The 13,691-nt window shown below is 39.6% G+C and carries 12 protein-coding genes; 10 read left to right on the forward strand and 2 right to left on the reverse strand.

Annotation, left to right across the window (positions count from 1 at the left end):
* Positions 1 to 387: 387 nt before the first annotated feature.
* From FGL72_RS00435 to FGL72_RS09690, 10 genes are all read left to right on the forward strand, one after another.
* Entirely contained in the window at positions 388 to 1,269 is an 882-nt protein-coding gene (locus FGL72_RS00435) for a homoserine O-acetyltransferase/O-succinyltransferase family protein (RefSeq protein ID WP_004905477.1), read from the forward strand.
* Between the two features lie 15 nt (positions 1,270 to 1,284).
* Complete coding sequence (locus tag FGL72_RS00440) at positions 1,285 to 2,394, forward strand: trans-sulfuration enzyme family protein (protein ID WP_085699567.1); 1,110 nt, start codon at positions 1,285 to 1,287, stop codon at positions 2,392 to 2,394.
* The gene (locus FGL72_RS00445; RefSeq protein ID WP_004905483.1) at positions 2,391 to 3,542 is read left to right on the forward strand and encodes a trans-sulfuration enzyme family protein; all 1,152 of its coding nucleotides are present in this window, start codon (positions 2,391 to 2,393) and stop codon (positions 3,540 to 3,542) included. Before FGL72_RS00440 ends, FGL72_RS00445 begins: the two co-directional genes overlap by 4 nt.
* A gap of 5 nt (positions 3,543 to 3,547) precedes the next feature.
* Complete coding sequence (locus FGL72_RS00450; protein ID WP_012305419.1) at positions 3,548 to 4,669, forward strand: vitamin B12 independent methionine synthase; 1,122 nt, start codon at positions 3,548 to 3,550, stop codon at positions 4,667 to 4,669.
* A 72-nt stretch (positions 4,670 to 4,741) separates the two neighbouring features.
* Positions 4,742 to 5,218 carry an S-ribosylhomocysteine lyase gene (locus FGL72_RS00455; RefSeq protein ID WP_004899110.1) on the forward strand — a complete coding sequence of 159 codons (477 nt, stop codon included), beginning with the start codon at positions 4,742 to 4,744 and terminating at the stop codon, positions 5,216 to 5,218.
* Positions 5,219 to 5,665: 447 nt separating this feature from the next.
* On the forward strand, positions 5,666 to 6,793 hold the full coding sequence (locus FGL72_RS00460; protein WP_085699569.1) for a 5-methyltetrahydropteroyltriglutamate--homocysteine S-methyltransferase: 1,128 nt from the start codon (positions 5,666 to 5,668) through the stop codon (positions 6,791 to 6,793).
* A gap of 166 nt (positions 6,794 to 6,959) precedes the next feature.
* A complete protein-coding gene (locus FGL72_RS00465) occupies positions 6,960 to 8,561 on the forward strand; it encodes a peptide ABC transporter substrate-binding protein (RefSeq protein ID WP_085699571.1) in 1,602 nt (533 codons plus the stop codon).
* Between the two features lie 23 nt (positions 8,562 to 8,584).
* Positions 8,585 to 9,298, forward strand: a complete 714-nt coding sequence (locus FGL72_RS00470; RefSeq protein ID WP_040177411.1) for a gamma-glutamyl-gamma-aminobutyrate hydrolase family protein — start codon at positions 8,585 to 8,587, stop codon at positions 9,296 to 9,298.
* A gap of 138 nt (positions 9,299 to 9,436) precedes the next feature.
* A complete protein-coding gene (locus tag FGL72_RS00475) occupies positions 9,437 to 11,281 on the forward strand; it encodes an APC family permease (protein WP_085699572.1) in 1,845 nt (614 codons plus the stop codon).
* 94 nt (positions 11,282 to 11,375) lie between these two features.
* Positions 11,376 to 11,549, forward strand: a complete 174-nt coding sequence (locus FGL72_RS09690) for a hypothetical protein (protein ID WP_004899099.1) — start codon at positions 11,376 to 11,378, stop codon at positions 11,547 to 11,549.
* 36 nt (positions 11,550 to 11,585) lie between these two features.
* On the opposite strand, the gene FGL72_RS00480 is transcribed toward FGL72_RS09690, so the two are convergent.
* Both FGL72_RS00480 and FGL72_RS00485 read right to left on the reverse strand, forming a co-directional pair.
* The gene (locus FGL72_RS00480) at positions 11,586 to 12,317 is read right to left on the reverse strand and encodes a type 1 glutamine amidotransferase (protein ID WP_085699574.1); all 732 of its coding nucleotides are present in this window, start codon (positions 12,315 to 12,317) and stop codon (positions 11,586 to 11,588) included.
* Entirely contained in the window at positions 12,317 to 13,675 is a 1,359-nt protein-coding gene (locus tag FGL72_RS00485; RefSeq protein WP_004905517.1) for a Mur ligase family protein, read from the reverse strand. Before FGL72_RS00485 ends, FGL72_RS00480 begins: the two co-directional genes overlap by 1 nt.
* Positions 13,676 to 13,691: the final 16 nt, after the last annotated feature.

A 13,691-nucleotide genomic window follows, 5' to 3' on the forward strand; every position in this document is an offset into this window, starting at 1 on the left:
TCACACAAATATTGCGTTAAAGTATAAACAACATAAACGTTGATGAGATAAGTATACTATTTAATCTTAATGAGAGAGCCCGTATTTGGTGTAAGCGGGTAAGTGCGGATAGTCGAAAATGGTCTTGGAGTTTTTTATGGAGATGAGCCAGCGAGCACTCATATGTGTGACGTAGTAAGTTGAAATCGAGGGTGTTCGTTAACGCACGACGTATAACCAAAAGTATTCACAGATGTTCTCGACGAATACTTTGAGGCGTACGATTAAGGTGTTGTGCGGAAGCACAACATGAACACAGGGTGGTAACACGTGTATTGAACGTCCCGTAGTCTAGCAATCTAGACTACGGGATTTTTTTGTTAACAGCAGGACCAGGAGGGGTAAACAGTGAGTGTGACATTGCAAAATGGCTTATTACGTAGAAAAAAAATAATTGTGGGGGAATTTAATATTTTAGCACCGACGTTGAATATTTTGGTGGTTAATTTAATGCCAAATCGATTACAGACAGAAAAACAATTTGTGGCACATTTGGCATCACAACGTATTAATATCAGGCTGACTTTTGCAGTGCCAACTGCGCATAAAGTGAAGCATGAGAGTAATTTAATTAAAGGACATTATGTCACGCTAGATGATATTTGGCAAGAATACTTTGACGGTCTCATTGTAACTGGTGCGCCAGTTGATCAAGTTCCCTTTGAATCAATTGACTATTGGTCTGAATTTCAGAAGTTATTGTTTTGGCGTCAATCTCATGTGTCTGAAAGCTTATTTACTTGTTGGGCAGCCTATGGTGCTGGTTACGTTGAAAAAAATTTTCCGGTTGAATCAGTAGTACACAAAATTTTTGGTGTCTATCAAGCAAGTGTGGCAAGTGATAATCAACACCCAGAATTAGTGCAGAATATTGACCAGCTGATCATGCCACACTCTCGTTATTTTACAATTCCAGATGACAATGTGTCCAAGAACTTAAGGATTGCAGGGAACAATCAAGTAGGAACAGTGTTGTTAAGAGATGCATCGCGACATTCCACTTATACCACTGGGCATTTAGAATATGACACGAATACCCTGCAAACTGAATATTATAGGGATATTCAGCAAGGCGTTCTACCACAAAAACCAGAAAATTATGATAGTTTTGGTCAACCTAACAATACATGGCATGTAAGCGCTAAAAGTTTTTTCGGCAATTGGACTAAGCTATTGCTGATGCAGAAACATTTGCCTGAAACTGTTGATTACATCACTGCACTCGGATAAAAGGAGCCTTTGAATATGGGATTAAGTATTGATACTGTTTTAGCACAAGCAGGGAATGGTAGTGATGATGACAAAACTGGTGCGATTGTGACGCCATTATATTTTTCAACGGCTTATCGGCATCCTAGTTTGGGCGAATCAACTGGATTTGATTATGCACGTTTAACCACCCCGACACGAGCTGTACTTGAACAACAACTTGCATTATTAGAGAAAGGGGTGCAAGCTTTTGCAACTAGTTCGGGTATGTCAGCGATTGATTTAGTTTTTGAAACTTGTCTTAAAAGTGGCGACCATTTTTTGACGAGTGATGATTTATACGGTGGGACATATCGTTATTTTGATGCCATTGTATCTCAAAGTCAGATCACCTATGACACATTTGATACTGTTTCTCATCTGATGCAAAAGCTTCAGTCGAACACGCGATTGATTTGGCTTGAAACACCCTCTAATCCAATGATGAAAGTGATAGATATCGTAGAGTTATGTAGACAGGTACGTCGTGTCAGTCCAGATATTGTGATTGCTGTGGATAATACATTTTTAACACCAATTTTTCAACAGCCTTTAGCATTGGGGGCAGATATTGTTGTCCATTCTGCAACAAAATATTTAGGTGGACATAATGATTTATTAGCTGGCGCGGTCATTGCCGGTAACCAGTTGCTTGCCAAACAGTTGACGGATACACTCATAACACATGGACAAGTGTTGGATAATTTTAGTGCTTGGCTGCTGATTCGTAGTTTGAAAACTTTGCACCTGAGAATGGCACGGCACAATGAAAATGGCCAGTATCTAGCTAAGAAACTTCTGAATGTAGCTGGTATAACTAGTGTAAAGTACGCAGGAGTAGGCGGTATGATAAGCTTCTATTTGGCTAAAGGATATGATGTTAATCGCTTTTTAACACGATTACAACTTGCTTCGTTTGCTGAAAGTTTAGGCGGACCAGAGACGTTAATTACAATACCAGCAATACAAACACATCATGATATGACCATTGAAAAGCGCGAAGCATTAGGCATAACAGACCAGCTTGTCCGTGTTAGTGCCGGTTTGGAAAACAAATTAGATATATTTGAAGATATTGAACAAGCAGTGGTGGGGGCAAAACTATGAGTGATTGGACAGATATTATTCACGTTGCAACAACACATGACCCATTATCTGGCGCCATCAATACGCCAATACAGCTCAGCTCTACTTTTCATCAATCATCTTTTAATGATTTTGGTGAGTTTGATTATGCACGGTCTGGGAACCCAACACGTGCATCAGGCGAAATAGCAATTGCGACACTCGAACATGGCACGCATGGATTTCTTTTTAGTACGGGGATGGCAGCTATTAGTAGTGTCTTGTTTACCTTATCTGCTGGTGATCATATTGTTGTGAGCAAGCATGTTTATGGTGGTACTTTCCGTGTACTAGAAGATATCCTACCACGATGGGGAATTACACATGATTTTGTCGACTTTGCTGATGTGGCAGCTGTTACAAAAGCCATTAAGCCAAATACGAAAGCATTATATATTGAAACACCTTCAAATCCAACATTACAAGTTACCGATATTAAAGCTATTGTTGCTGTCGCAAAAAAGCATCATCTGCTAACAATTGCGGATAATACCTTTTTATCACCATTTTTGCAGCGACCATTGGATTTGGGTGTTGATATTGTTGTCCATTCTGCGACTAAGTTTCTAGCTGGTCATTCGGATATATTGGCTGGTGCTGTTGTCGTTAAACAGAAAGCATTAGCTGATCGCATTTATTTTATTCAAAATGCGGTTGGTGCTACCCTTGGTGTGTTTGATACATGGCTGCTGTTGCGTGGTATGAAGACGTTAGCCGTACGGATGACGCAATCCAGTCAGTCCGCTAAAAAAATTGCCACTTTTTTAGCTCAGCACGATAAAGTTAGCCGTATATTATATCCCGGCTTATCAACGCATCAAGGTTATGATATTCAGCTATCACAGGCTAAAAACGGTGGTGCAGTTCTCAGCTTTGATGTCGGTAGCCAGCATAATGCACAAACTGTTGTTGCTAATTTGAAAATACCTGTATTCTCGGTCAGTTTGGGTGGTGTCGAAAGTATCATTAGTTATCCGCCAAAAATGAGCCATGCAGAATTAACAACAACACAATTATTAGAAAACGGAATTTCTCCTGGTTTACTCAGATTATCCGTAGGATTAGAATCTGCCGATGATCTCATAAATGATTTAAATCAGGCATTAAACAAGATAAAAAAAGGAGCATGATAACTATGACACAGGCAGGAAAATTAAACTATCATTTCGATCAAGTGGGGTCATATTTACGACCTGAAAACTTAAAGATAGCGCGTGAACAATACGCAAATGGTGATATTTCAAAAGAAGATTTATTAACAGTACAACATGCTGAGATTAAAAAACTTGTCGCCCAGCAAGTGGCTGCCGGCTTAAAGGCTGTCACTGATGGCGAATTTAATCGGTCGTGGTGGCATCTCGATTTTCTAGGGAACTTGGGTGGTTTTGAATTTTACGATCAAGTAGATTCTTACAAATTTCATGGTGAAAAAACACGATCAACCAATATACGACTAAATGGCAAGGTTCATGCTAATTTAAAGCATCCGTTCTTTGAAGATTTTGACTATTTAAAACGCATTGTACCTGATGGTATTGAAGTTAAGCAAACCATACCGTCGCCAAGTTTGATTATCAACCGCGATCAACGGTCAGATGCATGGGCACAATACTATGACAACTGGTCTGATTTTCTCGATGACTTAGCGCAAGCTTACCATGATACACTGCAGCAATTTTATGACTTGGGTGCACGTTATATTCAGCTTGATGATACAACTTGGGCTTACTTGATTGCACAGCTCAACGCTTACCGTGATGATCCAGTTGGCCGTGCGCCATTTGAACAAATAGCAGCAGATGATGTGTATGTCATTAATAAAGCCATAGCAGGTTTGCCAGAAGATTTAAAGTTATCGACGCACATTTGTCGTGGAAATTTCAAATCCACTTACTTATTTGAGGGTGGTTATCAACCAGTAGCTCAATATCTTGGACAATTAAATTATGATGCTTTTTTCTTAGAATATGATAATGATCGTTCAGGTGACTTTGAACCACTGAAAGCGATTTACAATAACCGGCCAAATGTTGAAATTGTATTAGGTCTATTAACGTCTAAATCAGCTGATTTAGAATCCTCACAAGAGGTTATTGCGCGTATTGACGAGGCAGCAGCTATTATTCCAAGATCTCAGTTAGCGCTATCCACGCAATGTGGCTTCTCATCAACAGAAGAAGGCAACATTTTAACAATTGCTGATCAATGGCGTAAGTTAGCCTTGGTCAAAAGCATTGCTGATCAAGCTTTAGGGTAAAAATAATATCATTTGTTGTCGCTAACCGAGGCGCGTATACTTAGGTTAACGCATTATTAAAAGGAGAAAATTATGTCAGAAACAGTTGTTGAAAGTTTCACACTAGACCATACAAAGGTTAAAGCACCTTATGTTCGTGTCATCGAGACACAAAGTGGCCCAAATGGTGGAACCATTACTAATTACGATTTACGCTTAACCCAGCCTAATGAAACGGCTATCGAAACTGGGGGATTGCATACGCTAGAACATCTTTTTGCTGGCTTAGTGCGTGATGAAATTGATGGTATTATTGATATGTCGCCATTTGGCTGCCGTACTGGGTTTCATGTCATTTCTTGGGTAAATTATGATTCAGAAACTTTGGCCAAGGTCTTTAAGAAAGTCTTGGAAAAAATAGCCAGTGATGATATTACTGAGGTACCTGCTGCGGAAATTGAGAGTTGTGGTAACTATAAAGATCATAGCTTACATTCTGCTAAAGAATGGGCCAAACTAATTTTGGCTCAAGGCATTTCAAGTGATGCGTTCGAACGTCATGTTGTATAAGTATTAAAAATAGCCGAGATGAGTAATTGTGTCATACACTAAACAGAGAGTTCAAGTTGGCTGAAATTGAACAGGGTAGCACTATGAATATGGTCTCGGTATATTATTGGTTACTATTGTGAGCTGAATAAACAGTTAGCATTAGTCGGTGAGCGCGTTATTGCTTGGTTAATTGGAATGATCCGATTAACAATGAGATATACCTGTGTATATAAACGCTGGGTGGTAACACGATCACACGTCCCGCAGTCTAATAATTTAGACTGCGGTTTTTTATTAGTCAAATGAAACGGGTGGTAGATGATGAAGAAGCAAATAATCTATTATTTACATGCCAATCAAGTTGTCACTGCTATCTTTCTTTGTGGGGATGGCGCACAGGTTGACTGCTAAGCGTTAAAACACTATTTAAGCGGAAAAAATTAATATTTGAAAAAGGTAAAGTATATGACAAACAAGACTTTAAATAAAATTGGCTTTCAACATGTGGGATCATTTTTGAGGCCAGAACAACTTAAACAAGCGCGCGCAGACTATGAAGCGCATAAAATTACTGCAGCCGAATTAGACAAGGTAACGGATGAAAAAATCAAACAGTTAGTCGAAAAACAAGTGGCTGCTGGGTTAGACATAATTACAGATGGGGAATTTCGGCGCTCGTATTGGCACCTTGATAATTTTTGGGGTTTTGGTGGTGTTGAACGTTTCAAGTTTGGCGAAGGGTATCGTTTTGCCCATGAAGAAACACGTGATGACTCAGCACGTTTAACGGGGCGTTTAACTTTTGACGCTGAGGTGCATCCTTTTATTCAACAGTTTGTATTCTTAAAAAAATTGGCAGACCAGCATGGTGTGGCTGCTAAAATCACGCTACCTGCACCAGCGCAATTTTATGCTGAGCTTGTGCGTGGGGATAATGCAGCACGTATAGTAAAGTATTACGACAATTATGAGACATTATATGATGATATTAAGCGTGTCTATCATGAAGAAATGTTGGCATTATATGAGGCGGGGGCACGTACCATACAATTAGATGATTGTACTTGGGGCATGTTGGTGGATCCGAAATTCTGGTCTTTGATGGCTGGCGACGATTTTGATGCTCATACGATTAAGCAAGTTTATTTAGACTTAAACAACGGGGCGATCGCTGGTTTGCCAGATGATTTAGTGATTAACACACATATTTGTCGTGGTAATTACCATTCAGATTGGGCAGCAACAGGTGGGTACGATGCTGTTGCTGAACCATTATTTACGCAAGAAAATGTTGCTAATTATTTCTTGGAATATGATACAGCGCGATCAGGTAGTTTTGAACCATTAGCAAAAGTGTCAGGAAATAAGTGTGTTGTTTTGGGCTTGGTAACAACTAAAAGTGGTGAATTAGAGGATCGTCAAACTATTATTGACCGTATTCATGATGCGTCAAAGTATCTGCCACTCTCACGACTTTGGTTATCAACGCAATGTGGTTTTGCTTCAACCGAAGAAGGCAATGTGATTACGGAAGCACAACAATGGGCAAAATTGGTATATGTGAAATCGATTATTGATGAAGTATGGCAATAAATAATCAGGCGAGTTATCGCCATACATAAAGGATAATCATATGGAGAACCAAAGCAGTTTGAAATCATATGAATTGAATCACATCGCCACTCGCGCTATACTTTAATTATTTACTTTGAGAAAAATTGTGTGATAGGTTAAATTATTTAGGGAATAGGATAACAATATGAATCGAAAAAAACTGACGGGTATTGCCATTGTGGTTGTGCTAATAATAGGTAGTTATTTGTTTTTACAGCAAAAACCAAAAGAACAGCCAAAAAGCCAATTGCAAGTTGCCGTTCAAAACCCAATTACAACACTAGACCCAAATTTTGCTGATGATATTGGTTCTAACTGGGCTGAAACACAAACGTTGGAAGGCTTATATACATTGGATGATAAAGGTCAGGTGGTCGCTGGTATGGCGGAAAAAGTCGTTAAGCCAACGGTCAATAATACGGTTTATACGATTAAAATAAAGGCTAACCAAAAATGGTCGGATGGCACGCCTGTTACAGCTGATGACTTTGTCAATTCGGCTAAGAGACAAGTTAATCCCGCCTCAAAATCAACACGAGCGAATCATTTTAAAGATTTAGCTAACTATGACAGTATCCGCAAGCAAGGTGCAGATATCAATGAACTTGGTATTAGTGCACCGGATAAGGCAACAGTTAAAATTCAACTATCACATCCCGTGCCGTATTTTAATTTTATCTTAGCTAACCAACTTTACCCAATTAATATGGCAAAGGTGCAGGCATATGGTAAAAGGTATGGGCAAACAGCCGAGACGACGGTGTCTAATGGGGCTTATGCAATTAAAAATTGGAATCAATCAGCTACCACTTGGCAATTTGTTAAAAACCCATATTATTCTAACAAGCAACAGGTCCATTATCAAACAATTAATACAACTGTTGTCACGAATGCAACGTTAGCTAGTAAACAGTATTTGGCCGGTAAAGTGGATGAAGCCGAAATTACTGGAAGTGTCCTATCTGATTTAAAAAAGCAGCATAACAAAGATATTAAATCACAACAAAAAGGTCGTATGGTGTTTATTGTTTGGAACGCGCAAGACAAAATTGCCGGCAATACCAATTTTAAAAGAGCAGTGAGCTATGCAATTAATCGGGATGTTTTGGCACAACAAGCCTTGGGAGATGGTTCAACAGCAGCAAAATCTATCGTACCTAGTGGTGAAATCACAATAGATGGGCAAGACTTTAACCATGATTTATCGTTACCTTTTGACAAAACAAAAGCGCAAGCATATTTGAAAAAAGCACAGGATGAATTAGGGACCAAAAAAATTAGCCTCAATTTGAACTTGGCAGATACCGATGCTTATCGTTCGTTAAGTGTTTACCTGAAAGAGAGAATTGAAAGTGTATTACCTGATGTTACAATTAATATTAACCGAATGCCGTTAAATGCAGAAATTTCCGCATTTAATGCACGTAATTTTCAGGCAGGTACGTTGAGTTGGTCGACAGATTATAACGATCCAATTGATTTCTTGGACATGGCCTATTCAGATGGCGCAATTAATTTCACAAAATGGCAGCATCCGGATTATGACCAATTGATTCAACAAATTAATCAGCAAGGTGATGCAACAACAACACGCTTTAAATTAGAAAAAGACGCAGCTAAATTAAATAATGACTTAAATGGTGTCACACCACTCTACCAAATGGCCAATGTTCATTTATTACAATCACACGTACGTGGCTTAACTTATCCAGTAATTGGTTATCAAAATTATAAATATGCTAAGTAGCGCGAAAGAAGGACAGAACAATCATGAAGAAAATAGGCATTGCTGGTAATCACTTGATGCATGCTAATCCGAGGTTTGGCACGAATTATGTGAATTATATTCAGAAAAATTATGCGGCAGGTATCACTAATGGTGGGGCACTTCCGATTATTTTGCCAATTGGCGCCCCCGAATTAGCCTCAGATTACATCGCAACAATCGATGCGTTACTATTACCTGGTGGCCAAGATGTCTCACCAGATGACTATGGTGAAGAACCTATACCACAAATCGGTGAAATAGATCCGCAACGTGATGCTTTTGAAATAGCGTTAATTCAAGCCGCAATTGCCGCAGATAAGCCTATTTTTGGTATCTGCCGTGGCGCACAGATAATTAATGTTGCCTTGGGTGGTACACTATACCAAGATTTAACAACACAAGTACCGGCATTAGCGGTCAAACATGACCAGTATCCAACAAAATGGTCGACACCAACACATCACTTGGCTTGGCAAAGTAGTAACTGGCTAACAGCACATATGTCAAAGACGGCGTTAGTCAACTCTTTTCATCATCAAGCAGTCAAAACATTGGCGACAGGTTTGCAGTTAGATGCTACTAGCACTGATGGCGTCATCGAAGCCTTTTCAGATGAAAAACGGCGTATTTACGGTGTTCAATGGCATCCGGAAATGCTGCTGATGGCGGATAAAAATGCACAACTTGTTTTTGATGCGTTTATTAGTAGGGTTTAACTACTTGTTTGTCATAAAGTCGTCATATAGGACGGCTTTTTTTCATTGTTAAAATAGCGTACAATGTGATGAGTGATGAATAAAAAAGTTTTTGGGTGCGCAGGTGGGAAATAAAACACCGTCATCCTGGAGAAGAAAATGTTTCAATATATAAAAAAGATTTTGATTGGTAAGCCACTAAAAACACTAGATGAGGGCGGACAATCACTTTCTAAGAAAAAAGCGCTTGCACTATTGTCATCAGATGCGTTATCATCTGTTGCTTATGGTACAGAATCGATTACAACAACTTTGCTGGCTGCAGGCGCGGTTGCGTTATGGCTCCAGCTACCAATCGCTTTATTGGTTCTGATACTATTGGCAGCAATTGTTTTGAGTTACCGACAAATTATTCATGCTTACCCTTCAGGTGGCGGTGCGTATGCGGTAGCGAGTGAAAATTGGGGCGCTAAGGCCGGCTTGGTCGCTGGTGGCTCCTTACTTGTGGATTATATGTTGACGGTGGCAGTATCTGCCTCCGCTGCATCTGATGCAATCACGGCAGCTATCCCGATGTTCCAACCTTATGTTGTGCCACTATCGATTATTATTGTGGTGTTATTGACAGGGATGAATTTACGCGGATTACGTGAAAGTGCTAATTTTTTGATGTTCCCCGTTTATTTCTTCATCATGGCTTTAGGCGTAATGATACTATGGGGTGTTTATCAAGCAGCAACTGGGCAATTGCCTTACCATGCTGCTGCACGTGTTGGCACGAGTTTTTCCGGCTTGTCATTTGTGTTGTTTATGCGAGCCTTTTCTAGTGGTTCCTCATCATTGACAGGTGTTGAAGCAATTTCCAATGCTGTACCAAACTTTAAAGTACCAAAAGAGAAGCATGCAGCAACGACACTGAGTATGATGGCCTTAATTTTGGCCTTATTTTTTGGTGGTATTACTTTTCTAAGTTATTGGTACGGGGTTAAGCCAAATGCCCATTCGACCGTATTGTCTCAAATTGCGGCAACAACATTTGGCGGACATGGTGTTGGTTTTTATGTCATTCAGCTTGCGACGGCTTTGATTTTGGCAGTAGCGGCTAATACCGGTTTTTCTGCATTCCCAATGTTGGCACTTAATCTCGCTCGGGATAAGTACTTGCCACATCTTTATATGGATAAAGGTGATCGATTGGGTTATTCAAATGGTATTTTATCACTGGCATTTGGTGCGATTATTCTGTTATTGATTTTCCATGGTTCAACAGATGCTCTGATTCCTCTATATGCTGTCGGCGTTTTCGTACCATTTACACTATCGCAATCAGGTATGATTATCCATTGGTGGCGTAAAAAACCAGGTTATTGGTGGTTTAAAGCCCTGATTAATTTTATTGGCGCCGCGATATCGGTAATTCTAGTTATCACGCTATTTGCGACACGTATCGAGCACGTTTGGCCATATTTGTTGATTATGCCAATTGTGATGTTTATGTTCTTAAAGGTTAAGCATCATTATGTTAGCATTGCACGTCAGTTGCGTTTAGAATATGTTAAAAATGATCGTGCGGTTCGACATCACTATGATGGTGCCACGGTGATTGTATTAGTATCAAATATCACTAAGGTGACAACAGAGGCCATTGATTATGCATTATCAATTGGCGATTATGTTGTTGCGATGCACGTGAGTTTTGATGTTAATCCTAAAAAAGAATTAGAAACATCCAATGGCTTCAAAGAAGACTTTCCAGATGTGCGTTATGTTGATATCCATTCATCTTATCGGTCAATTGTGAAACCGGCATTAAGTTTCGTAGATGCCGTTGTGAAACAGGCTGAAAAGCGTAACCATTCTGTGACTGTTTTGTTGCCACAATTCGTACCGAAAAAGCCGTGGCAGAATATCCTACACAACCAAAATTCGTTAAGGTTACGTACAGCATTTGCTTCACGTAATGATATATCTGTGTCAACGTATTATTATCACTTATCAGAATAAATTGTGTACATCACACAAACAAGCGCAATAGCTAACCGTAATTTTACTTAAAAGAAAGGGCGACGCCATTATTCGACGTTAGAGGCTAAAATCTATGTCATTTGATACAAAATTAATTTTGTTTTTTATTTGGGTTGTGATCGCTATGACAATTTCAACAGTTGGCCTGATTCTTATTATGAGATGGTACCACCGCGAAGTTAAAAAAGTTAAAAGTGCACAACAAGAGAAGCAGGCACTAGACAATAAACGAATACCAAAAAAATAAGGGACAAAAAAAGCAGTCAGGCGTTTGACTGCTTTTTTAGAACGATTCGGTTGGCACAGTGTTAAGTTTACTTTGCCAATCGATGTCTGGATATTTACGTTGTAGTGTGGTAGCAAGCACTCTCTTTGCTAGATTACCATTTCGTGTAAAAATAGGTCCGTGGAAATAAGAACCATAGACATTTTTATAAATGACACCTTCAGAATGATCCATGCCGTTGTTACCGTTGCCGGAAATAACGGTACCAAGTGCACGTTCGCCTTGGCCAAGGAAAGTCCGTCCTTGGTGATTTTCAAAGCCGTGATATTCTTCACCATTGTCGTTGTTTTTGATGACAATATTGCCAGTTAAACGTTTACCCGACAAAACGGTTAAGCTTTTATCATACATATTTGTTGTAAAATGATCCATCACGCCAATACCGTCAACTTTTTTGCCATCGGCCATAACCATGTAATGTCCTAAAAGTTGAAAACCACCACAAACAGCTAAGAGCGGGCCATCATGTTCGATATATTGTTTTAAATCTGTTGCTTTTTGCTTGAGGTCTTCGGCGACGATAGTCTCTTCATAGTCTTGTCCACCACCAAAGAGAACAAAATCAAACGCTGAACTATCAAAACGATCCCCTAAAGAAACCAGATGGTAATTCATCGTTACACCTATTTTGGTAGCATAATATTTTAGGGCAATAATATTACCATAATCGCCATAGGTATTCATGAGGTCACCATAAAGATGTGCGACCGAAATGTCATATGTCGCCATTAAAAGCCTCCTTTAATGTAGCCAGCCGAGCCTAATTGTTCACGTAATTGTAGCATTGCCGTGTAAGTTGCGACAATGTATACCTTATCTGTTGGCATGGCTTTGATTGCTTCAACGATACGTGTAAGATCTTGATAAATAGCCTGATCTTCAAAGCCGGCCATTTTCAAACGAACGTGAATATCTTTATAACGCTGACCACCGGTGGCAACAGCTTGAATGTTGGTATCATGCAGTTTTTCAAACTCAGCATCCCAAATCCAACTTGTGTCAATACCATCGGCATAATTGGCATTGAGTAATGCGAGCATAGAAAAATCATCCTGTTCGGTAAGCATCATATCAATAACCGAATTGGTACCGACTGGGTTTTTAATGAGGACAATGGTGACATCCTTACCATCAACATGAATGGCTTCTTGGCGACCAAATATTTGTGCATTTGACTCAAAAGCTGTTTTTATCTGATCGGCTGAAACATTAAATTCGCGTCCGACAGCAAAGGCGGTGAGGGCGTTATAAATGTTGTACAAACCACCAATCTCAATGCGCAGTGGTGTATTATCAATTGAAAAAGTAGAGTATTTTGGTGTGAGCTCATCGACATGTGTGACTTGATAGCGTAAGTTGGGCCTAGCAAATTGATCAGTGGTGCTAAAATATTTACCAAGATTAGCATAAGTAATGAAATCATAGTGCAATACACTGTGGTCTGTTGGTGATAAAATACCGTCTGTATTAATTGGTGCTGCACCTGGCTGATATTCTGCAGGCTGTACATGATTAAATCCAAAATAACGTCGTTCATTCGGGAAATCGCCGCGTGTGAAAATTGGTGAATCGCCATTAGCTAAGACGACCGCTTCGGGGGCATGCTTGATACCCGCGATAATTTTATCGTAAGTGGTGTAAATTTCACCATAGCGGTCAAGTTGATCTCGAAAAATATTTGTCAAAACAAACATCTTAGGCTTAATTGCAGAAGCAATTTTTTCGACGTTAGCTTCATCTACTTCTAATACAGCAACGGGCTTCTTGCCATTCGCTGATGGCTTAATTTTACTAGTAACTAGCGTACCAGTGATACCTTGAATCATATTCGAGCCAGAATGGTTGGTAATGACTTCATAACCGCCAGCTTGTAAAACACGTGTGATTAAGGCAGTGGTTAACGTTTTACCATTTGTACCGGTAACAATAACTAAATCAAAATCTTGCTGAATAGACTTTAAAACATCAGGATCAATAGATACAGCTAATTTACCTGGTAAGCTAGTGCCACCACGATGGAGCACGTCATGTAGCAACCAATGAGCGCTTTTGGCTGTTGTACGTGCAAGTGTACTTTTAAGTGTCATAAATATCCCCACTTTC

Source organism: Leuconostoc citreum (genome assembly GCF_007954785.1).
GTDB classification, from domain to species: Bacteria; Bacillota; Bacilli; order Lactobacillales; family Lactobacillaceae; genus Leuconostoc; species Leuconostoc citreum.

Excerpts from the sequence above, each read along its gene's own strand:
- FGL72_RS00440 (WP_085699567.1), top strand. The coding sequence starts at position 1,285 with ATGGGATTAAGTATTGATACTGTTTTAGCACAAGCAGGGAATGGTAGT.
- FGL72_RS00445 (WP_004905483.1), top strand. The coding sequence starts at position 2,391 with ATGAGTGATTGGACAGATATTATTCACGTTGCAACAACACATGACCCA.
- FGL72_RS00450 (WP_012305419.1), top strand. The coding sequence starts at position 3,548 with ATGACACAGGCAGGAAAATTAAACTATCATTTCGATCAAGTGGGGTCA.
- FGL72_RS00455 (WP_004899110.1), top strand. The coding sequence starts at position 4,742 with ATGTCAGAAACAGTTGTTGAAAGTTTCACACTAGACCATACAAAGGTT.
- FGL72_RS00460 (WP_085699569.1), top strand. The coding sequence starts at position 5,666 with ATGACAAACAAGACTTTAAATAAAATTGGCTTTCAACATGTGGGATCA.
- FGL72_RS00465 (WP_085699571.1), top strand. The coding sequence starts at position 6,960 with ATGAATCGAAAAAAACTGACGGGTATTGCCATTGTGGTTGTGCTAATA.
- FGL72_RS00470 (WP_040177411.1), top strand. The coding sequence starts at position 8,585 with ATGAAGAAAATAGGCATTGCTGGTAATCACTTGATGCATGCTAATCCG.
- FGL72_RS00475 (WP_085699572.1), top strand. The coding sequence starts at position 9,437 with ATGTTTCAATATATAAAAAAGATTTTGATTGGTAAGCCACTAAAAACA.
- FGL72_RS09690 (WP_004899099.1), top strand. The coding sequence starts at position 11,376 with ATGTCATTTGATACAAAATTAATTTTGTTTTTTATTTGGGTTGTGATC.
- FGL72_RS00480 (WP_085699574.1), bottom strand. The coding sequence starts at position 12,317 with ATGGCGACATATGACATTTCGGTCGCACATCTTTATGGTGACCTCATG.
- FGL72_RS00485 (WP_004905517.1), bottom strand. The coding sequence starts at position 13,675 with ATGACACTTAAAAGTACACTTGCACGTACAACAGCCAAAAGCGCTCAT.